We start from the raw sequence: 21612 nt of genomic DNA, 5'->3' as shown, positions 1-21612 counted from the left end.
CTGCCGCGGCTGCTCCGGCAGCAACGGCTCCAGCCGCTGCCACTCCTCATCAGTCAAGTCATGACGATCAAACACACCAATGATCTATCGAACTTCGACCACCAAGATCTACGGGACACGCCCTAGTACTCCAGCCGTAGATCGTGATCTCGATGGTGAGTGGCGCCTCTCCGCCTACCCGAGTTCACCGAGACGGAGGGCGTCCCTTATCTCGCTGAGCTTCGCGGAGGACAGGACGCCCGCCCGCTCGATCAGGTCGTCCTGGGACACGGTGGTCAGCCACGTGCAGGGGGTAAAGCCCGGGCGCGGGAACGCGAACCGCAGCACGCCTTCAAAGGGCAGTCCTTCCATGGCACCTACTTGCACTTCGACGCCCAGACCGCTGATGTCGACGCCCGCAGGAGTGACGACCTGCATCGCCCGGATCCTGGACGCGTCGTCTGCCGCCAGCAGTACGACCAGCCGCCGCTCGTCGAACTCCACCCACCAGACTTCGCCACGTTGCACATGTCCTCCTGACTCAGGACGGCAGGCGGAACTGCGCGACCCCTCTGGGTAGTGAAGCACGAGCTCACCCCTCTGGGTTAGTGAAGCACGAGCTCACCCCCTCGTCCGGGCGGCGCGACAAGCTCGAGCTTGGCGGCGGGCATGGAGGACGCCCAGCGCACTAACCCCTTCCGCGTGAGGACGGGAGCACTGCGGGCCGGCCGAACCCCAGAGCATCCAACGCCTGCTCCAGGACCTCGGCGACCGATGCCGTCGCGTCCAACTCGATGATCGGCCAGCCTGCCGACCGCATGGCCGCGAGCTCCTGTTCCCGCAGCGCGCCACCCTGGTCTCGCGACCACGCCGCGATCCGCTCGGCGATGCGTCCGGACGTGTGACCGGCCGCACTCGCGAGGCGTGCGTAACGCTTCGCCCAGACGTCACCGCGTTGGGCAAGCGCGCGTTCGGTAGCCGTCCGTACGTCACCGACCAAGTCCAGGAGGACGGGATCCATGTCGCCGGCGAGCTCGCGTACGTCCAGGCAGAGCCGTGTGAGCCGACCGTGGTCTCGCATCGCCCACGGAAGATCGGCGGCCATGCCTGCGCAGTGCCAGTCGAACACGCCCCAGGCGTTCGCGGTCCGGAAGCCGTCGAAGATCCGCGCATACGTGGGCAGGAATCGCTCGGGTGTCGGAAACTCCCTGCTGCGGAAGGCCTGCGCGACGTCGGCGAAGTCGGCTCGGGTGAAGATCTGGTGCTCGCCGAACAGGTCGACGGTCGCACCTGCTTCCTCGAGTCTGTGTGCGAGCCCTTCGGCGAGGGTCGACTTGCCGATGCCCGCGCAGGTACCGGTGAGCATGGCCAGTCGGGGCTTCGTCCGGTCGCGGGTGTCGAACTCCGAGTTCATCCGGACACTGTGGCAAGACCAGACTCGATTCGTCACCTGGCTTGCCGCGCGGGCGCCTCGTCGACGTAGGCACTGGACTGCAGGCAGTCACGGATCGGTCGAGTCCTCATGTCGATCGGCGGGCGGCAGTCGGCCGAGTTTGCTGGTGACCGGAATCGAACCTCCCACGTCCGTTGAGGGATCCCTTGCGGACACCCGCATGGTCGCCGTCGTGCTCCCCAAGGTGTCGACGGTTGACCTTCCCCTTGCGGACAGTCCGAGTCAGGTCCAGCCTCCGACGGTCAGGCAACCAACCAATGTCGCGGTCAGGGCGAGTGCGTTGGCTGACATATCCCTGCTTTGCGTGAAGCACGCCGTGATTGCCGCACCAGCCGCCGCGTTCCGGTGGTCCGGGCCGTGCGTGTACCGCGGGCAGCCGATGGACACGGGCGGCTGTTGCTGCGCGTTCGACGGCCGGCCGACGCATCAAGGCGAGATGCAGAAGACGTGCGGGAGGCGTAAGGGCGCGCGGGTCTTCTACGCTTCGGCTAGGAAGGGCACGATCCGGGGTGTGGAGAGGAGACGCTGATGGCGAAGGGCAAGCCGTCGAAGGGGACGCCGAAGGACAAGCGTCTGAAGGCGAACCGTCCGCGGAAGTCGAAGAAGCGATGATGCAGCCCCCGAACTACGTGTGGCAGGCGCTGGCGGTCCTGATCGTCCTCGTCGCGCTGTCGGTGCTGCTGGACATCATCCAGAAGCTGGGCTGATGGCTCTCGGGATGCGGTGAGGCGGGCAGAATGCTGCCCCGGACGTCGCCCACTCGCATCATGGGCCGCCGGCGAACACCCGCGTGTTCGCCGTCGTCGGCGCGTCTGGTCGTCGACGACGCTGACGACGTGCGGCGGGAGTTTGGCAGCAGCACTCGACCTGCCGCCCCGGGAGCACAGCGCGCCGCTCGAGGGGCGTCACCGGCGGGCACGCGCGAGGATCTCCGCCACGACGCCAGATTTCGCTTCGACATAGGCGTCAGGATCCACGGTGTAGAGATGCGCAACCTCCCGCTTCCGGGCTGCATAGCGTGCCGCGTCCTCGGGATGCCGACGCAGGTGGTCGCGAAAGTGCACGTGGTCGAGATAGGGCCGACTGTCCTTGACCACGACGTAGAGGTTGTGGCGCGGCAGGTGGCCTGGCGACCGGAAGGCCTCCCGGTCACGGCGGCCGAGGTCGCCGAGGTGGACGTATCCCAGCGGTTGAAGCGCACAGATTGCTGCCGCAACGTCATCCCGCGACGCCACCACCACGTCCAGGTCGATGACCGGCTTGGCCGCGAGTCCCGGCACCGACGTGCTCCCCACGTGCTCGATGCCGATCGTATGGCCGGTGAGGGCAGGCTCGATGTACTCCCGGATCTCGTCGAACCAACCCGGCCAGGCAGGGTCGTAGTCGACCACGGCGCGCGACTTGTCCATCAGAGTCATTGTGTCGGGTTGTAGACGACCGCGACTGACCGCTCGGCCAGATGGTCGCTCTGCTTGGCCGTTCGCCACCTGGCCGGAAAGGAGGACGAACGGCAGAACGGATGACCCGCGTGGCCGAGGGCGACCCGAAGTTCATCCGGTGCGTGGCCCTCGGGCTGGTACGGGCGAGTCGGCCGCTTCGACAGCAAGGGCTCCGGCAGTGTCGCGACTGGCGGCCGTCGACGGGCCGTCCGGTGAGGGATCCTTCACCGGACGCGGCCCACCAGCCTCGGCGCTTCCACGGCGGATCCGGGGTCCTGACGTACGAGGCTTATCCAAGATCCAGACGTTGTCGTTCCAGCATGCCGCGTAGCAGTGCGGCTTGTCCCACGTGCTGAAGTGCCTCGACCAGGACGCCGATCAGGCGAAGGTGGACACTCGCGGTATTGGTGAGGGTTGGGCTGGTCACCAACCGATCAGGGTCGTCGTCGGGAGCTCGGTCAAGGTATGCGTCGATCATCTCGACCACGGCGACGTGATAGCCGGCAAGAACATTCGGCCCCGGGCTGCGGAATGCTGCAGCTTGCAAAGCGGAGTGCCGGTAGCCGGTGTCGTTGGCATCTGGAGCACGACCGAAGCGAGCATGCCAACCTTCCGACTGCCACAACTGCTGCTGGTTCTGCAGCTCGCTGACGTTGCGGTCGTAGCTGCGGGTCAGGTGCCAGACGAGCCAGCCGATCGAGTTTGTGCCCGGCTCAGCGGCGATGTCGAGCCAGGATGCGTCCAGACCATCGAGTACAGCCAGCACCTCCCGCTCTGTGCGATGCACCAAATCGCGCACCAATGGCTGCCAACTCGTCACAACGCCATGATCACACGTTCGCTGAGCGTGCCCGGGCTACACCAAGAACATTGGTCGCGTCCGCTCGAGGATCCCTTGCGGACGCCCGCATGGTCGCTGTCGTGTGTCAGGTATCGACCTGATGATTGACAACCCGGCCTAGAAGACTGAAGGCACCGTCGGTGCCGGTGCCGGGTCATGCGATGGGGACGTAGAGGTCGGTGCGAAGCCGGTCGTCTGGAACGCCTGGGGCGTTGCTGACGTAGATCTCGAAGCTTTCCGCCTCACGCTTGGCGTACTCGCTCGCCGCCAGGTGCTCGTTCAGCGTCCCCCAAGCCTCGCCGATAAGATCGTGCGATCCGACGACCTCTCCGCGGAGGAACAATCCGCCGGGCAATCGCAGCTCCTCCAAGTCGCCGATCGCATCGCCGTCGGCGACCGTCACTGCAGCGAATGACCGCAGGTCGACTTCAGGCGTCACGGCGGGATCGTCGTAGTAGACGGCCACGAGCGGGAACCCAGGCCGCTGGTCCAGGCCGAGCGCAGCGAGTCGAGGAAACAGCGTGGCGTACGTTTCCCTGATCCGCTCGTAGGGGCCGCGATGCCCGAGCCCGGCAAGGCGCATCCCTGCGACGTCGACAACCTCGAACCTCATCGCGCTCCTATCCTGACTCGTCCGAGCCGTGCGGCCTGGTTCATTCTCGTCTCCTCGATGACCCCACGGAACGCTACCGACCAGTATCAAGCGTCAGGTGGCACACCGCATGTCGGGCCCGATCAACCATGCGAGAGGTGACTGACGCAAGGCCGCTTGGCCGACAGCCTGAGCACCCTGATCCACATTGCACCCTCGTGTGCCCGCTTGAGGAGCCTCCCGCGTACGGATGGAGATCGGCTTACGGACACGGCAAGCAGGGTGGTGAAGACCCACTGGTTGAGCGGACTCCACTGCGCAGCCGCGGGGAGCCAGTCTGCGGGTGACGGTGAGCAGTATGGGCGGGGGCGCGGTAGCGGCCGTTGTTCCACCGACCTACCGCGCCAGGCCCACTCTGGATGGCGGGCGACAGACTCAAGTCGACGGTCGCATCACCAGGACGGGTTCAACACGTTCCTTCATCTAACGTTGCAAGGTTTCCAACCGGACAATGGGCTCCGATACGAGCCACTGCTGTACAGAACCTTGGATCTTGCATCAACCCAATACCGTGTCGACGTCATGGGCTGCTGGGAGGAGCGGATCGGGGTGGAGCAGGAGTCTGACACTGCCGGCATGGGTCGTCCGCGGGTCGTGGTCGCGGTGGGAGCGTCGGTGGATGGCCGCATCACTCTCAGGCGCGACAGCCGTCTCATGGACAAGGACGTAGGCCGGATCTGGGGATCGATGTGGCCACCAAGCCCACCCGGGACCGCCGGGTCCCGTTCCTCTGTGGACCTGTATCAGTACCAGGCGGTTCTTGAGGGAAGCGGTTCGTTGGTCGCGGACTCGGCTGGGCCGCTGACCGGGCTCCCCACCGAGTACGACGAACCAACCGACGTGCTCTACACCGACTTTCTCCCCGAGGAGGTCGTCGAGAAGCCGGACGTGAAATGGTTCACGGCCGTCGACAGTCGTGGCCGGGTGCATTGGGATAGAAAGAGTGGTGGCGGGTTCGACGCCCTGGTGCTTGTGGCCCGTGCGACTCCCGGGCCCTACCTTGCCTACCTGCGCAAGCAGCGTATCTGCTACCTCGTCGCCGGCGAGGAACGGGTCGATCTCGCCGTTGCTCTCCGCCGGATGCACGATCGACTCGGTGTCACATCTGTCGAGTCCACAGCCGGTGGCGGACTCAATGGCGCCCTGCTGAGAGCCGGACTTGTCGACGAGATCAGTCTTACCCTCTGTCCCGCCGCTGTCGGTGGGCTCGGCACACCGACAATCTTCGACGGACCAGAACTCGCCGACGGCCAGACACCCACCCGGCTACGGCTGATCTCCGCGCAGGTCGAAAGCAACGGGGTGATCTGGCTCAGGTACGAAGTCCTCCGAGAAGGCACCTGAGCGGACACGCCGGGGTTGTTGTCGTACCCGCACACACCTCGCTACCTCTCAGCGCTCCACGACTACCTCCAATCACGCCCCGACCGGCAGGAGTAACCCTCGATGACCGACACCAAAGCAGCCCAGGCGCTACGCGCACTCGGGCACGACCCACACCTCCCCACCGCCCAACTGGCCGGTTCCATGTCCCAATCCGGCGTCTACGGTGTCCACGTCGACGGCCAAGACGCGGTCCTGAAAGTCACCGCCGCAGACGAGGAACAACATCTGGCTCGCCGCGAACTCACTTTCTATCGAACCCTCGCCGGCACGGTGCCCGTCCCGACGCCGACCCTGCTGGACAGCATCGATACCGATGAGCTCACTGCACTACTACTGACCGCGCGTGGCACTCGCCGGCACGCAGCCAAGTGGCGAGATTCGGACTGGCTCCTTGCCGCCGGCCAACTGGCAGCGCTGCATTCGACCGTCGTTCCAGACCGTCCTCGATGGCGAACCGGCGACTCCTGGCTGCAGAGGCTCCTTGCCAAACCGCCGACCCGTGCGGTGGTCGACTACTGGGACAGCACGCCCGCCGCAGCCGCCGCCCGGCGCGGATTGGCCGACACTGAAGCTCTCGCACGAGCCATCAATGCCCTTCCGGAATGCCTCGTCCACGGCGACTGCCACGCCGACAACTTGCTCCAAGACGACGGCGACATTATCTGGATCGACTGGCAGGGTGTCCACATCGGAAATCCGGCCGGGGATCTCTCTTTCCTCTGGAGCCGCGCCAATGCCGATGGTGCCACCCTGCCACGCGACGCGATGCTGGCCGAGTACCTCAGCCATCGACCCGTCGATGCACTACTCATGCGCCGCAGCCTCATCGCCAACGAGCTGGCGTTGTCGCTGTATGGCTGGCCCGAATACGGCCACCTCCATACCCCAGACGAACGCCAACAGATAACCCAACGAGTCATCGACCTCGAACACGCGTGGCAGGAGAGCCCAGCCGAATAGGAGACCCATCCGCCACGTGGCCAAAACGACAGAACCTGACCTCGTACAGACACCAACTTCCCCGGTGTACCGTTCGGTGTCCGGTTGGGGATCCCTCCAACGGACACCCCGACCATTGGCCCTCAGTCGCAGTGCTGGCGTTGGACTGGCTGGCCGCCGAACGGCGCGATCGCCACCTACCCGCGTGTGCCCGCCGGGCCAGCCTCAAATGCGAGCAGCGGGCGGGCGCGCGTGTACTCCTCAAGGCGGTCGGTAGCACTACTTCATCATGGCGGTCGTCGGCAAAACAAGACTTGTCTTCTCGACGGTGGCGTGCGGAGATGGAGGCGCACGACCGGTCGTGTCCATCCATCTGTTCGCACGAGATGACGCCCAATGCTGCGGCGCCACGCAGTGGCGCGTCCGAGGGTCACCAGCAACCTCGCGAGAGAGGGAAGCCTCCAGGCACGAGCTTGGCCGGTGCCCCTTCCCTTACAGCCGAGCTCTACTCGTGGGGGCTCCTCCATGGGAAGGCAAGATCTGATGAGACCACTCGATCGCCGTGGCGACATCGCGCCCACCTGAATGCAGCGGAGATACAGCGCCGCCTCCACCTGCCCGACCGGACGATTGCATGGCTGCGCGAGGTCGAGCGGCCGGCAGAATCAGAGGGTCCGGTGCTGCCGGACGACGCCGAGGCGGCTGACCAGCTGGCACAGCTAGCCGTTGAGCCCGTCGACCAAGCCACGACTCTCGCATCCCGACCAGACCCGACCAGACATCCAGAATTGTGGTGGCTCCTCGACCGCGGCTACCACGTGCTGCTGGCCACTATGGGCCAGCCACCGGCCGGCGGTTGGCCCGCCCTCCCTGCCGCCACCGGCCCGGTTGGCCGACACCTCTACGCCTGGCTATGTCTGGCTGTCCTTCCGCACGTGCGGCGCTTCCACACCGCCCGCGGCGTTCCCGATGACATTTCCTGGGCCACCCTGACTGACCTCGGTCAAGAGTTGATCAGTTCTCGACTACTCACCGGCACCAGCGGCCTAGACGCGTCATGGAACCTTCCGCGGGTCCTTCGCGGCACCTACTACAAGCTCGGCCGCCTGACCTTCGAGCGAGGCCTCCCCGCGCCCGACCCGTCTAACCATCCCGTACTGAGGCCCGGACAGACAGGGATCGGAACGCACATCCCATCTGGTGCCGGACCGCTGCATCCAGAGGCGTGCGATGACTCGTTCGCCCAGGCGCGGGCCTTCTTCCCTCACCACCTTCCCGAACAACCTGCGACCTTCGGCTGCCACTCGTGGCTGATGGATGACCAGCTGGCCGAGTACCTGGCCGAAGACTCAAACATCATCCAGTTCCAACGCCGATTCGATCGCTTCACCGACCGCGAGCCCGCCGATTGGGCACCGCTGGAACATCTCTTCCACCGCCGCTACGAAGGAAAGCACCCGCCCACTGATCTACTGAATGAGCTACCGCAGGAGACGACGCTCCAACGCGCGATCGTAACCCACCTCCTCGCCGGCGGACACTGGTACAACCGAACAGGATGGCTTCGCTTCTAACTCACCACGCCGGTCCGCTCCTACGTTGGCCGCGCCCGAAAGGGGAACCCTCAGCGGGCTGACTCCGCTCGATGTCACGCGCCCCAGGACTTGACCTCAAGGATGGTTGAGGTCGGAGAGTTGGAGTATGACTGCAACTGACACGGTTGCCGGGCCAACGGCAGCGGACGAGCAAGCGATTCGTGAACTGGTGGAGCGGGCGGACGAGGCGCAGAGTGATACCAGCGTGCTTCCCGGGCTGCACACCTCCGAGGCGGTGATCGTGAACATCGCCGGCCGGCGGTTGTTCGGGCGGGATGCGTTCAGCGCGGCGATGAGCGCCGCGCTGGGGTCTGCGCTCAAGGACGTTCAGACGAGCGTCGAGGTTGTCGATATTCGCGGTCTGACCCCTGACGTTGCTCTCGTCAGCTGCGTCAAGACGGTCCACGACAATCGGCCAGGCGCCGAGGCTGACGTCCCCGCAAGTGGAGCCCTCACGTACGCCGTCGTTAAGACACCGGCGGGGTGGCAGGTGGCGCTCGCCCAGACGATGCCGATTCGGTAGCAAGAAGGATTCCTGCCGAAAGCGAACCGGTCGTAGCGTTCTGCTTCCCGATCGAACAACCTCGAACGATCCAACGCCCGGCGGCGGCGTTCGTCGAGCGCCGACGCGACCGGGCCCTCATCGCTGTCGCCAACCACGTTGTCGTCCTTTCGATCGAAGCGATCGCAGGACGACATCGGCCGCGCGAGTATCGCCACTCTAACTCCGGACTACAACGCCGAGGACGACGCATACGGGTGTCCGGCGAGGGAGCTCCCGCGGGCCATGGGTGGTCCGCAGCACGGCGATCCGATGGCTGCGGGCAGTCAAGGAGGACGCAATGTCGGCGGTCATGATCACGCAGGTGATCGTCAACAGTCGCCACTCGTCACATGGCACACTCCTTGGTCATGGCTGTAGGCGAAGCCCGGGACGGCGGTCGAAGTCAAGAACCCTCCAGTGGCAGTGGCTCGGTTTGGTCGAGACCGCAGGACTGGCAAGATCGAAAGTCGACGGCTGCATGCCCCATCTGTCGCGATGGCGGCCCGACGAACGTGTTGGTCGAGTTCGCCGCATCGGTCGCGTGCGCTGGGCCGAGCGCTCCGTTGCCGGGCTATGTGTGCATAGTTGCCCGGCGCCACGTGGTAGAGCCGTTCGAACTGCCCGGGCTGGAGCGTCGCGAGTTCTGGGACGAAGCCATGCTCGTAGCCCGAGCACTGAACACCCTCTTCACACCGGCCAAGATCAACTACGAGATCCACGGCAACACGATGCCCCACCTCCCCATGCACCTACACCCGCGGTTCGCCGGCGACCCGTACGTAGGTGGACCGATTAGCTGGCGCGCATCATTCGACCGATCTCCACAGGACCGGCAAGCGATCGCGGACGCCATAAGGCGCGAGCAACAGGTGCCGTCTGAGTCGCAGCGCTGACGCTGCGATCAACCCGCTCGAAGTCCTCCATGCCATGCCCGATAAGGGAACCATGCCATGCGTCGGCAGCCGATCCCTCAACGGACGGGCCCGTCGACGGCGACCAATCCCTCCGCCGGCAGTCGTAGTCGAGATGAGTGCCCTCGTTGTGTTTCCTTGGCTGGGAACCCATCTCCCTGACAAGAGGTGCCAGGGTGATGCGTTAGCTTCACCGTCACCTGTGCCTAGTGCGCTCCCTATCCTGCTGAGGACGGTCGGCAATGAGTGAGAACGCAACAGCCAAACCGGCCACGACAGAGCACCACACCCTGGTCGCGGAGATCAACAAGCGCACAGGTCTGGGTGTGGTCGTTACGGGAATGGCCGATCAGGGTGAGACCGGCGGCGCGGTCTTCGTCCGCTGGCCGGATGGACACGATGGGGTCGTCACCCGCGCATATGACGCCGGCCTGCACACGATGCGTCGTACAGCCGAGGTGTTGTCGATGCTTCGCGGCCAAGGACTGCCCGTACCTCGCCACGAGCTGGTCGTCCAGCTTGACAACGGGGTCGTCGGCGTCGTCCAAGAACGCCTGCCTGGCACGCCACCACACCGCACCGACGCCGACATGATCAATGCGGTTCTAGCGATGAACGAGCGGTTCGCCGGCCAGCTCACCAGCCGCCCCGACGTACCCGTGCCACCATTGCATCTGCGGCACAGCGGCCCAGAGTTTCCCAGGCACGAGACCCTGGCGGGCTACAACGACCGCAGCCGGCGGCTACTCAAGATCATCCGCGAGGTTGGCGCCGCTCCCGTGCACGAGATGACCGGTGACGACCTTGTCCACACCGACTACACCATCCCCAACGTGCTCATCGACGACTCCGGAAAGATCACCGGCGTTGTCGACTGGAACTTCGGCGTCGCAAGGGGCGACCGACACTTCGGCCTCATCAAGCTGCGCTTCGACCTCGCCTGGGCACGACTCGATCCCACCGGCGGACACAACGGCGTTCAACAAGAAGCGATCGACCACCTCGACAACTACCTCGACGCAACGCTCGAACCGGACCTGCTCCGGATGTACTGGGCACACTGGACCCTGACCATGCTGCACTGGACCATCCGCGCCGGCGAACCCGACGTCATCGACTTACACCTACGGCTAGGCGAGAGCCGCCTGAGCTAAGCCTCGCGGCGACAATCACATCGAGTAGGGCTGACGTCACCACCGAACGCGTTGATGCTCAAGAGCACCGACTCCGGCCATGTAGCTGGAGGAGACTCCACCCATGTCGCCGTCCGCGAGCCGGAACCCTGGCCGGGCGTACGGAAGCGGATCCGCTTACGGGAGCGCGAGACGGTCGGTGCTGCTTCGTACGTCGTCCCCCGGTCACCACCGGTCGTGGGGACTGGAGCGGTCGGTTGTTCGGCGTCTCCTGGGGCTCGGCGCTCTCGCTGACATACGCGCTACGACACTCGGAGCGCGTCTCCGAGATCGTGACCGCCGTCGCCACCGGCAGACTCTGCGAGATCGAGTGGCTGATCCGCGGCTTCGGCGGCCTCGCCCCCGAGGCGTACGAGCGCTTCGTCGCCGGGGTACCCGATCCGGGCGACGATATCTCGGCTGCCTACCACCGCCTGCTCATGGACCCCGACCCCGCCGTGCACCGCAAAGCGGCCGACGACTGGTGCGCCTGGGAGGACACCATCGCCACCGTCCCGCCCGGCCGCGACGTTGAGCACGAGCCTTGGGAACCCCGGTTCAAGCTCGCCTTCGCCCGCCTCGTCACGCACTACTTCGGCAACCGCTGTTGGTTGGCAGACGACCAGCTGGCCCGCCAAGGGCACGTGCTGAAAGACATCCCCGGCGTCATCGTGCACGGGCTGGGCAACTCGGCCTCGGCGCACTCACCGGCAAACCGTGGGTGCTGCACCACGCCTGGCAGGTTTCAGAGCTGGTGATCGTCGAGCACGGCACGCACGGCACAGGGATGGCGGAGGCGGTCACTGCGGCGACCGATCGTTTCGCCAAGTCCCCCGCTTCGACTTCCTGATGGCCTTGTCGAAGTGGAGCGACGTCGGCCTGCCACAGCACGTGGGCGTGCCGGAGCGTCCTTGCTGGTAGGGCATTACCAGCGGTTATTGGATCTTCGCGTGCGTCTGCCGGAGGCTACTGGTGTACGCAGAGGATGCTCGTAGCCGACCGGATCTCGCTCGCGGCGATCGGTGCTCGGGCACGGCGACCGGAGGTCGGGGCATGGCGTTGTCGGAGGAGGAACGCAGCAGGCTTGCCGAGGAGTTGGCGGTGGTGCTGGAGGATGTGGATCGGGTCAAGCGGAGGGTCGACGAGCTCGCTTCGTTGGCCGGGTGCCCTTGCCTGCAGCACCTTTCTCCAGCTGGTCGAGACGTTTGTCGATGCGACGGATCTCGTCATGGACCTGCTCGAGACTGCGCATGATGGCCTCGAACTCCGGCGACGGGGCGGGGGCGGGCTTCTTTCCGGATGGCTTGGCGCGGACGAAGCTGCCTTTGCCCTGGTGGCTGTCGATGAGGCCTTCGGCGCGGAGTTCGCTCAGTGCCATGCGTATGACGGTGATCGACACGTCGTAGGTGTGCATCAGGTCGGCGATCGATGGCAGCTGCGCGCCGACGGCCAGCTTACCGCTGCGGATCTGGGCCCGAAGGTCGTCGGCAACCTGCTTGTAGGCCGGTTGACCTGTCCATTGCGCCATCGAGCCTGGTCACTCCTCGTTCTCAGCGTTCCTAAGGCAACTGTGACCTCCTAGTGCACCACATCTAAGCCGGTCGCCGGAAGCACCTCAGGCAGACCATCAGCCGGAACGGGAACACGTATCCGCCGGCGCCTATCATCGTGATCTTCGGACGGGGTTCCAGCTGCGGTCATGGACTCAACGTATAGCGAGGGCCGGCGGACCGCTTGCCCTAGTGCTTCCGGATCACGGGTTGGGGTGACAGGTCGGCGTCTCTGAGATGCTTGCTTGGTTGTCAGGCTGGAGTCTGTCGGATCCGGCTCCGTAGGTGTTTCTTGACCTGTAGTGGTGTGCGGCCGGCCATGTAGTCGGAGTGGATCGGGCGGTGATGGTTGTAGTCGATGAGCCATGCCTGCAGGGATCGGTCCAGCAGGGCGATGTCGTCGACTCGGCCGCGGTGGAAGTGGGGTCGGTAGAACTCGCGGAGCACGGTGCCGTGGAACCGTTCGCAGACCGCGTTGTGGTTGGGCGAGCGGGGCGGGATCCGATGGTGGAACAGCCCGAGCTGGGCTGCGTGGCCGGTGAAGTCCTTCCCGGTGAATTCCGGCCCGTTGTCGGTGAGCACCCCGGCCATGGTGATGCCGTGCTTGCGCAGCGCCTTGACCAGGTGGTCCAGGAACCGCGCGGCCACGGCGGCAGTCTTGTCCCCGACGATCAACTCCACGACCGCGGTCCGGGTGGCCACGTCGACCGCGGTGAGCTGCCAGACCGCCCCGATCCCTTTGAGCCGCCCGACGTAGAACGTGTCCAAGGCCACCACCTGGCCCGGCGCGGCGGCGTACAGGCAGAACCCGAACGGGCCCTGAAGCCTGGGCGGTGATCAGCCCGGTCTCGGCCGCGGTCAGGCTCGCCAACGCAGCGACACGCTGTTTGGCGAGTCCAAGCCGGTGCCGAGCCAGCACCTTGGCCACCCCCGAGGCGGACCGATCCACCCCGCGGACCCGCAGGTGCCGCAGCAGCGACCTCGGGCCCAGGGTGGGCCGGGCGATCGCCTCGGACAAGATGACCGCGACCTCCTCGCTGCTCATCGCATTGGGCTGATGCGGCTTGCGCCGCGGCCGGAGCAGCAGAGCCGACAAGCCGTACCGGCCGGCCTTGTTCAGCCACTCGTAGTAGGTCTTGCGGGAGACACCGAACACCCGGCACGCCTCGGCGACATTACCGATCCTGGCGGCATACTCGATGATCCGGACACGACGGTCGTAGACAATGTTCTCGTGGGCCACGGGACGGCTCCCTCTCTAGATCTCAGCAATCCAGAGACTGCCTCCCGTGGCCCACACCCGCACGCAGGCTGGCCGAGCCAGGTGTCACCCCAACCCGTGATCCGGAAGCCCTAGTGGACAAGAGCACCTGATGCCGGGCGCTACAGTCAAGCGACACCTCACCAGCGCAGCCCCCCCGCGAGAGAGGAAGGAATGAACGCGTCAGCGACCGAAACGGCGATTGCAAAGATTCGCGAGTTGATCATGTCCGGCGAGCTTGACCCAGGAGCCCGGCTACCGGCCGAGGGGGTGCTTGCGCAATGGTTGGGGCTCGCTCGCAATAGCACCCGGGAGGCGGTGCGTGCGCTGGTGGCTGCCCGGGTGCTCGACGTTCGACGGGGCGACGGCACGTACGTCACGAGCCTGCGCCCCGAGTTGTTGCTTGAAGGCATCGGATTCGCCGCAGAGCTGATGCGTGGCGACGCAGTGCTCGAACTCGTCGAGGTGCGACGACTGCTGGAACCGCGAGCGGTCGCGATCGCGGCCATGCGGGCGACGACATCGCAGCTGCACGCCATCGGCGATTGCCTCCGTCAGATGCGGGCGGCCGCTGACCATGCCGAGTTCGTTCGATTGGACGCTGACTTCCACGACCTGGTCAATCGGGTTTCGGGTAATGAGGCGCTTGCCTCGGTCCTCCGAGGTGTCTCCAATCCCGCGTTCCGAGCACGGGTCTGGCGCGACATATTGGAGGCTGACGCCTCTGAGCGCACTATGGCCGAGCACGAGCGGATCTACGCGGCACTCGTAGCCCGCAACAGTGTGGAGGCTGAACAAGCCGCTGAGGATCACATTCGGTCATCTGAAGCCTGGCTGCTGCGGGTGGCCCAATCCGGTCTCCCACCGACCTGTTGACGCTTGATCCGTTGACAGGGTGGTGACGCCCACCGTATGGTCACCCAATGTTTCAGGCTAAACATTGGATGTTTAGCCTTCTGCGGGACCAATAGGTCCTGGGTCAGTCGGTGCGACTCTGAGACGGCCTGAAGTTGGGGTCGCCCTGACTTGAGGGGGATGACGGTGCTGGCCTGCGTGATCGAGAGGGCCGAACGGGTGCGAGTCGTCGAGTACCCCACCCCTGAACCCGGCAAGGGCCAAGTGGCTGTCGATGTTGCGTACGGCGGGATCTGCGGCTCAGACCTGCACTACTTCCACGACGGCGCTGCAGGCGAGTTCGTGATCCGCGAACCTCTGATCCCCGGACATGAGATAGTCGGCACGGTCGCCGCATTCGGGGCGGGAGTGGTCGGACTTGAGCCGGGTAGCCCGGTCGCAGTCCATCCGGCCCAGGTCTGCGGCAGCTGCGTGGACTGTCTCGGCGGGAATCCTCAACTGTGCTCGTCCAGTCGCTACCTCGGTTCGGCGGCGCACTTTCCACACGTACAGGGCGGGTTCACCGAGCGGCTGGTGGTGACCGCCAACCGGATCTTTCCGCTGCCGGACGGCATGTCGCTGCGGCGGGCTGCCCTTGCTGAACCGTTCAGTGTCGCGTTTCACGCCGTTCGGCGAGCTGGCGATGTTGTCGGCCGCACAGTGCTCGTCACCGGCGCTGGTCCGATCGGCTGTTTGACGGTGGCGGCCCTGCGGCAGGCAGATGCGGGAACGATCCTGGTCAGCGATCTGACCGATGCCGCTCTGCAGAACGCAAAACTGATGGGCGCCGACGTTCTACTACGGGCCGACCAGGCGGACACCCAGTGGCCGGAACAAGTCGATCTCGCGATCGAGGCTTCCGGCACCGGTCCGGGACTCAACACCTGCATCCGTACTGTCCGCCGAGCGGGGCGCATCGTGCAAGTGGGGATCTTGCCACCCGGCACAACCGAGGTGATTGGCAACGCGATCGTGAACAAGGAGATCGAGCTACTGGGATCGTGGCGGTTCCACCTCGAATTCTCGGCGGCGATCGACCTGCTCGCCACCGAGATCAACGCCGAACCGCTGATCTCCCACGAGTTCCGACTGCAGGAGGCGGAGAGGGCCTTCAGGTCGGCCGCCGACCGCTTGTCCTGCAAGGTCCTGTTGAACATCGGCGCGAGCGCCAACTGAGGACAAGCGCCGCAGGCCGTTCACGTCCAGCGCCTGCGACTCCATCGACCTCGACGAGGAAGAGGTGACTGAAATCAATCAACTTCCACGAAGGTCGCGACGCGCGCTGATTGCGGGTGAAGCTGCATGCTGCCGGCACTCCGAAGTGTTCATCGAAATGGAGTGCGGGGACGCGCTGGCCGCAGCCGATGCGAGCTCATATTTCAGTACCTGGGCGCTCCGCCTCGAGATCAACAACTTCTGAGGATTCTTGCTCGCGTTTGGACTGTAACTATCGATCTTTCCTGAGGTATGACAACCGGAACTGTCAGGTGAATCGCGAAGGAGCGCAGCAGGTGCGGATCTCTGATCTTGAGGTCGTCCCAGTGCGGATTCCCGCACCGCGGGTCCCCTACAGGTGGCGGGAAGGTTTGCCAACATCCCGGCTGGAGTTCGAGGGGGGAGTGCTACGGGTCCGCACTGATGCTGGCGTTGAGGGGGTTGCCTTCGCCTCGCGTCCCAACGCGGCCCACGTGCTTGCCGACCTAGTGGACCGCCATTTGCGTAACGAGATGATTGGGCAGGACCCACTGATGCGTGAGTGGTGGTGGGATCGGATCTGGCACCTTGATCGAACCGAGGAGTTGCCGCTTTACGTCTTCGGTCTGCTTGATGTGGCTCTGTGGGATCTCGCAGGACGGGCTTCCGATCTGCCGTCATGGAAGGTGATGGGTGGGTTTCGCGCGGAACTCCCGGCATACGCCTCCACCGTGACTTTCGACACCATTGAGCAGTATCTCGATGTGGCTGATCAGTGTCTGGCGCTTGGCTACCCGGCGATCAAGCTACACGCCTGGGGTGACCCTGACCGTGACATCCAACTCGCCTATGCGTTGCGTGAACATGTGGGCCAGGCGTATCCGCTCATGTATGACGGCTCGGCAGCCTTCGATCTTCCGGATGCGATCCGGGTGGGCCGCGCGCTCACAGATGCCAACTATCTGTGGTACGAGGAGCCGATACGTGAGTTCAGTGTGACTGCATACAAGATGCTCGGCGAATCGGTCGGTGTGCCGCTGCTGGTTGCCGAGACGTCCGATGGCGCGCATATGAACGCAGCAGATTTCGTCGCCGCCGGTTGCTCGAACTTCGGGCTCCGTGCAAGCGCACGACTGCGCGGCGGCATCACCGGCGCGCTCCGGATCGGACACCTCGCCGATGCGTACCGCTTGCGTGTTGAGGTCCACAGCCCCGAGGTGCCGAGCCGTCATCTATGCATGGCACTTTCGAACACGACGTATTACGAGTCACTCGTCACCGCCGATCCTGTGAATCGGGATCCCGTTGTCGGGTCCGACGGCATGTTGCGAGCGCCGACAGAGCCGGGAATCGCGCTACCTGCTTCGATCGAGCTTCCATCGGATCTGCAGGCATACCAAGAGGGAGCCGCTGTTGCGAATGGAATTCCTGCTGCCTTGGCGGCCGGAGGGACGTTGCGATGACGGTGTTGCAGTGGCGCAAGCCTGCCCCCGATTGGATCCAAGCCTTGCCGATCGGCGACGGACGGATGGGCGCAAAAGTCTTCGGCGGGGTCCAGGTCGAGCGCTATGCGCTCAACGTCGATACCCTTTGGTCGGGAAGACCGCAACAGCATGGCGTGGTCGACGGGCCGCGGACGTTCGACCGGATCCGTGAGCATCTGTTGGACGATAACCGCGTCGCTGCCGATGCGTTGGTCGGCGATCTCGAAGGGCCCTACAACCATGCCTTTCAGCCTCTGGGCGACTTGTACCTTCGAGCGGACAGGGCCGCGGACTGGACGGATTATCGAGCTGAGCTCGACCTCGCCGCCGGGATCGCGAGTTGCGAGTACCGCAGCGATGGCGTGGTGGTACGGCGTCGTTCATTCGTCAGCCGCACGAGACGCGCCCTGGTAGTCGGCATCCAGGCCGACGCGCCGATCTCCTTCCAGGTTCGACTCGAGTCGCCCCATCCAGTTGCACGACCGTTTATAGACGGGCCTGCGCTGGCGATGACTGGTTTTGGTCCGGCAACGGTCGATGCTGACGCATGTCTGATGGTCCCAGATCTCGATCCGGCGTTACCCGGCCTTCGCTACGGCGACGACGGTGGGGTTGGGTTCGCCACGGTCGTACGGGTCGGTGGTGACGCGCGCGCACGGAGAGTTAGCGATGGCGAGATGGAGGTCGAGGGCGAGCAGGTGCTGCTCTGGCTGACAACGGCCACGACCTTCGACAACTGGCGCCGCCCACCGGGCCGCGACCTCCAACCGGCGTTGGCGACCGCAATCTCGGAGGCAGCCGCCCTGGACGGCGTCGCAGTGGAGGAACTGATCGACGAACACGTTTCCGACCATGGGCGCCTTTACGACCGGGTCTCAGTCGAGCTCGGTTCGACTGCCCAATCCGATCTCCCCACCGACGAGCGCGTGGCCCGCAGCGTCGCTGGTGCGACCGATCCTGGCCTGTTCGCCGATCTCTACAATTTCAGCCGCTATCTGCTCGTCTCGTCGTCGCGGCCGGGAACCGAGCCCGCGACGCTTCAGGGCCTGTGGAATGAGGACCGCAACCCGCCATGGTTCTCGAGTTACACCACGAACATCAACGTGGAGATGAATTACTGGATTGCAGAGCATGCCGACCTCGCTGAGTGTGCAGAGCCGTTCTTGGACTACGTTGCGACACTCGCGGAGGCGGGAGAGGTTACTGCTCGAGAAGTGCTCGGGCTAGATGGCTGGTGCGCCAATCACAACACCGACATCTGGCGGGGAAGTTGGCCCGTCGGCATCGGGCGGAATCGGCCAACCTGGGCGCTGACGCCGACCTGTGGCATGTGGGCGGCAACCGCACTGGTGGAACATGACGCGTTCCGCCCCGATGACGGGTTCGTTCGTGAACGCGCCTTACCCGTGCTAGCCGGGGCGGCCAGACTCGGTTTGTCACTATTGGTTGACGTTGGTGGCCGGCGGCGGGCCGTGCCTTCTACCTCACCTGAGAACAATTATGTCGACAATACGGGCGCTACCGTCGACTTCGACCTGCAGACCACATTCGATCTCGCGTTGTTGCGTACGACTTTTGACGCATACCTCGGGTTCGCCGATCGGCTTGGCATCGAGGATCCGCTCGTTTCCGAAGTGCGTGGATGTCGGCATCAACTGGACGAATTTCCGATCGGACGGGACGGACGGCTGCAGGAATGGTCGGAGGAGTTTGAGGAGCCGGAACCCGGTCATCGCCACCTTTCACATCTCTTTCCTCTCTATCCAGGCCGTGAGATCGACCCAGTCTCTACACCGGAGCTTGCGGATGCGGCGAGTCTGAGCCTGGCAGCCCGACGAGCAGGCGGCAGCCCGATCGGTGGATGGACACATGCGTGGATGGCTTGCCTCTACGCCCGCCTCTTCGATGCAGAGGAGGCCGACTGGGTCCTGCGCCACCTAGTCCAATCAGGGCAGATCGGGAGCGGTCTCCTGTATCAGTCCAGGCGCGGAATCCACCAGATTGATGCCAATTTCGGCATTGGCGCAGCTGTTTCGGAAATGCTGTTGCAGAGCAACCGTGGAGTCATTCGTCCACTTGCTGCTCTTCCGGCTACCTGGTCTCAGGGGCGGTATCGCGGCCTACGCGCTCGTGGAGGAGTAGGAGTGTCGGCGGAATGGGCCGAGGGGCACGCCACGGTGGAGCTGGTCGCCGACACAACGCGAAGATGCCGGGTCGCGTTCCCAAGTGCTCCTGATCGTCCTGTGTCGGTTGAGTTGCTAGCGGGGAGACCCTGGCGAACGGAGTTCACTATCGGCCCGTAGTGATGAAGTTCACGATCAATAGGTTTGTCCACCCGGGACCCGTCCTTCGTCGACGAGTGGTGAGCGAGGGAGCCGCATGCACACATTGGATGTCCGAACGCCGACGAAGACGGCGCCGCCGGCCAACCGGAATACGCTCGGGTCACGGTGGAGGTGGACACTGCAGCGGCATTGGCAGCTCTACTTGCTCGTGATCCTGCCCCTGGTGTACTTCGTAATCTTCAAGTACATACCGATGTCCAACGTGGTGATCGCGTTCAAGAGCTACAACGTGATCGAGGGTGCCTGGGGCAGCGATTGGGTCGGCCTGCAGAACTTCGTGACGTTCTTCCGTAATCCGGTCTTCTGGCCCTTGATCAAGAACACCTTGATCCTGTCCGGGTACGCGGTGCTGGCCAGTTTTCCGCTGCCGATCATTTTGGCGTTGATGTTGAACGAGGTACGGCACCGGTTCTTCCGCAAGACGGTGCAGATGGTGACGTACGCCCCGTACTTCATCTCCGTGGTTGTCATCGTCTCGATGATGATCCTGATGTCGGCGCCGAGGCTGGGCATCGTCAGCCAGACGCTCGGCCTGTTCGGCATCCCGGCGCCGGATCTGCTGGGAAATCCGGACTACTTCCGGCATATCTATGTCTGGTCCGATGTCTGGCAGACCACCGGCTATGCGGCGGTGATCTACCTCGCGGCGCTGTCGGCAGTCGATCCGGGGCTGTACGAGTCGGCGAAGATGGACGGCGCCTCACGGATCCAGCGGATTTGGCATGTGGACATCCCAGGCATCATGCCGGTGGCCATGATTATCTTGATCCTGAGCGTCGGGAACATCATGGCGATCGGGTTCGAAAAAGTCTATCTGCTGCAGAATCCGCTCAACCTCGAGACGTCGGAGATCATCGCCACCTACGTCTACAAAACCGGACTCCTCAACGCCGACTTCAGTTTGGCGACGGCAGTTGGGCTGTTCAACTCGGTGATCAACCTGATCTTGCTCGTTGTGGTCAATGCGGTCGCCAAGCGAATCAGCGGGAGTGGTTTGTGGTGACCACCCTTCGCACCAAACCGGACATCCACGACGCGGTGCCGTCGGCCGCCTCGTACAAGCCGCGGCGAATCAAGGAATCGGCGGTCGATCGGGTGTTCCTGATCGCGGTCTACATCCTGCTCACGGTCGCGTTGATCGTCGTGATCGTGCCGCTGCTCTACATCCTGGCCAGCTCCTTCTCCAGCCCGGAGGCGGTCTCCTCTGGACGGGTCTACCTGTGGCCGGTCGAGTTCTCGATCGCCGGATATCAGGCCCTGCTGGGGAATCAGCAGATCATCACCGGATATGTCAACTCGTTGATTTATGCCTTCGGCGGCACGCTGATCAGCACCACGTTGACGATCATGATCGCCTACCCGCTGTCCCGGAAGGAGTTCATGGGGCGCAATGTAATTATGACGCTGGTGCTGTTCACCATGCTCTTCCAGGGCGGGCTGATCCCACTCTATATCGTGGTGCAGGACCTCGGCATGCTCAACACCCGATGGGCGATGGTGCTGCCGCAGGCGATAGCAGTGTGGCAGGTGATCATCGCCCGAACGTACTTCAGAACCGCGATCCCGGACGAACTGGCTGAGGCCGCTCAGCTGGACGGTTGCAGTGACCTGCGGTTCCTCTGGTCGGTCGTCCTGCCGCTGGCGAAGCCGATGATCGCAGTGATCGCGTTGATGTACGGCATCTTCCAGTGGAACGCCTACTTCGACGCACTGATCTATCTGAAAAGCCCGGATCTCTATCCGTTGCAGCTTGTGCTGCGCAACATCCTCATTCTCAACACCCAGGCCGGCGGCGCCACCGACGTTGGAGCGCAGATGGAGCGCGAGCAAATGGCCGACCTGCTCAAGTACTCCCTGATCGTTGTCGCGAGTATCCCGGTTCTGCTCATCTACCCGTTCGTCGCCCGCTACTTCACCAAAGGAGTCATGGTCGGCGCGATCAAAGGTTGACCGCCGACCCGTACCCAACATCC

Annotated in this window: 20 protein-coding genes and 1 pseudogene; 13 read left to right on the top strand and 8 right to left on the bottom strand. The window is 64.4% G+C overall.

The window, feature by feature from the left end; translation table 11 throughout:
* Positions 1-174: 174 nt before the first annotated feature.
* From ABNF93_RS26405 to ABNF93_RS26385, 5 genes are all read right to left on the bottom strand, one after another.
* Positions 175-507: a type II toxin-antitoxin system PemK/MazF family toxin gene (locus ABNF93_RS26405; protein WP_332432291.1), complete on the bottom strand. Its 333-nt coding sequence runs from the start codon at positions 505-507 to the stop codon at positions 175-177.
* Between the two features lie 160 nt (positions 508-667).
* Positions 668-1393, bottom strand: coding sequence for a P-loop NTPase family protein (locus tag ABNF93_RS26400; protein ID WP_349330885.1), 726 nt, complete (start codon positions 1391-1393; stop codon positions 668-670).
* A 944-nt stretch (positions 1394-2337) separates the two neighbouring features.
* Complete coding sequence (locus ABNF93_RS26395; protein WP_349330884.1) at positions 2338-2841, bottom strand: GrpB family protein; 504 nt, start codon at positions 2839-2841, stop codon at positions 2338-2340.
* 319 nt (positions 2842-3160) lie between these two features.
* Positions 3161-3691, bottom strand: a complete 531-nt coding sequence (locus ABNF93_RS26390) for a DinB family protein (RefSeq protein WP_349330883.1) — start codon at positions 3689-3691, stop codon at positions 3161-3163.
* 175 nt (positions 3692-3866) lie between these two features.
* Positions 3867-4325, bottom strand: coding sequence for an AraC family transcriptional regulator (locus ABNF93_RS26385; RefSeq protein WP_349330882.1), 459 nt, complete (start codon positions 4323-4325; stop codon positions 3867-3869).
* Positions 4326-4913: 588 nt separating this feature from the next.
* Here ABNF93_RS26385 and ABNF93_RS26380 point away from each other — a divergent pair.
* The 7 genes from ABNF93_RS26380 (at position 4914) to ABNF93_RS26350 (ending at position 11669) form a co-directional block, all read left to right on the top strand.
* On the top strand, positions 4914-5708 hold the full coding sequence (locus ABNF93_RS26380) for a RibD family protein (protein WP_349330881.1): 795 nt from the start codon (positions 4914-4916) through the stop codon (positions 5706-5708).
* A 102-nt stretch (positions 5709-5810) separates the two neighbouring features.
* A complete protein-coding gene (locus tag ABNF93_RS26375; protein WP_349330880.1) occupies positions 5811-6710 on the top strand; it encodes an aminoglycoside phosphotransferase family protein in 900 nt (299 codons plus the stop codon).
* Positions 6711-7366: 656 nt separating this feature from the next.
* On the top strand, positions 7367-8263 hold the full coding sequence (locus tag ABNF93_RS26370; RefSeq protein ID WP_349330879.1) for an acyltransferase domain-containing protein: 897 nt from the start codon (positions 7367-7369) through the stop codon (positions 8261-8263).
* 127 nt (positions 8264-8390) lie between these two features.
* Complete coding sequence (locus tag ABNF93_RS26365) at positions 8391-8807, top strand: SgcJ/EcaC family oxidoreductase (protein WP_349330878.1); 417 nt, start codon at positions 8391-8393, stop codon at positions 8805-8807.
* Between the two features lie 371 nt (positions 8808-9178).
* A complete protein-coding gene (locus ABNF93_RS26360) occupies positions 9179-9721 on the top strand; it encodes an HIT family protein (RefSeq protein WP_349330877.1) in 543 nt (180 codons plus the stop codon).
* A gap of 260 nt (positions 9722-9981) precedes the next feature.
* Positions 9982-10893, top strand: coding sequence for a phosphotransferase family protein (locus ABNF93_RS26355; protein WP_349330876.1), 912 nt, complete (start codon positions 9982-9984; stop codon positions 10891-10893).
* Between the two features lie 236 nt (positions 10894-11129).
* Positions 11130-11669, top strand: a complete 540-nt coding sequence (locus tag ABNF93_RS26350; RefSeq protein ID WP_349330875.1) for an alpha/beta hydrolase family protein — start codon at positions 11130-11132, stop codon at positions 11667-11669.
* 368 nt (positions 11670-12037) lie between these two features.
* Here the strand turns inward: ABNF93_RS26350 and ABNF93_RS26345 are convergent, their stop codons facing one another.
* The 3 genes and pseudogenes from ABNF93_RS26345 to ABNF93_RS35040 form a co-directional block, all read right to left on the bottom strand.
* Entirely contained in the window at positions 12038-12439 is a 402-nt protein-coding gene (locus ABNF93_RS26345) for a GntR family transcriptional regulator (RefSeq protein WP_349330874.1), read from the bottom strand.
* Positions 12440-12713: 274 nt separating this feature from the next.
* A complete protein-coding gene (locus ABNF93_RS26340; protein ID WP_349330887.1) occupies positions 12714-13262 on the bottom strand; it encodes a DDE-type integrase/transposase/recombinase in 549 nt (182 codons plus the stop codon).
* Between the two features lie 274 nt (positions 13263-13536).
* Positions 13537-13704 (bottom strand): annotated as a pseudogene (locus ABNF93_RS35040) (helix-turn-helix domain-containing protein); the annotation flags it as partial.
* A 192-nt stretch (positions 13705-13896) separates the two neighbouring features.
* Between ABNF93_RS35040 and ABNF93_RS26335 the strand changes: the two are divergent.
* The 6 genes from ABNF93_RS26335 to ABNF93_RS26310 all read left to right on the top strand — a co-directional run bounded on the left by ABNF93_RS26335 (position 13897) and on the right by ABNF93_RS26310 (position 21589).
* Positions 13897-14598, top strand: a complete 702-nt coding sequence (locus ABNF93_RS26335; RefSeq protein WP_349330873.1) for a FadR/GntR family transcriptional regulator — start codon at positions 13897-13899, stop codon at positions 14596-14598.
* A gap of 159 nt (positions 14599-14757) precedes the next feature.
* Positions 14758-15792, top strand: coding sequence for an L-idonate 5-dehydrogenase (locus ABNF93_RS26330; RefSeq protein WP_349330872.1), 1035 nt, complete (start codon positions 14758-14760; stop codon positions 15790-15792).
* 188 nt (positions 15793-15980) lie between these two features.
* The gene (locus ABNF93_RS26325) at positions 15981-17273 is read left to right on the top strand and encodes an enolase C-terminal domain-like protein (protein ID WP_349330886.1); all 1293 of its coding nucleotides are present in this window, start codon (positions 15981-15983) and stop codon (positions 17271-17273) included.
* Positions 17270-19597, top strand: coding sequence for a glycoside hydrolase family 95 protein (locus tag ABNF93_RS26320; protein WP_349330871.1), 2328 nt, complete (start codon positions 17270-17272; stop codon positions 19595-19597). Before ABNF93_RS26325 ends, ABNF93_RS26320 begins: the two co-directional genes overlap by 4 nt.
* A 76-nt stretch (positions 19598-19673) precedes the next feature.
* Positions 19674-20642: an ABC transporter permease gene (locus ABNF93_RS26315; RefSeq protein ID WP_349330870.1), complete on the top strand. Its 969-nt coding sequence runs from the start codon at positions 19674-19676 to the stop codon at positions 20640-20642.
* Complete coding sequence (locus tag ABNF93_RS26310) at positions 20639-21589, top strand: carbohydrate ABC transporter permease (RefSeq protein WP_349330869.1); 951 nt, start codon at positions 20639-20641, stop codon at positions 21587-21589. The genes ABNF93_RS26315 and ABNF93_RS26310 overlap by 4 nt, the downstream gene beginning before the upstream one ends.
* Positions 21590-21612: the final 23 nt, after the last annotated feature.

The sequence above is a fragment of the Actinopolymorpha sp. B9G3 genome (assembly GCF_040120725.1).
Classification (GTDB): Bacteria; Actinomycetota; Actinomycetes; order Propionibacteriales; family Actinopolymorphaceae; genus Thermasporomyces.
This window is presented reverse-complemented; position numbering and strand designations above follow the sequence as displayed.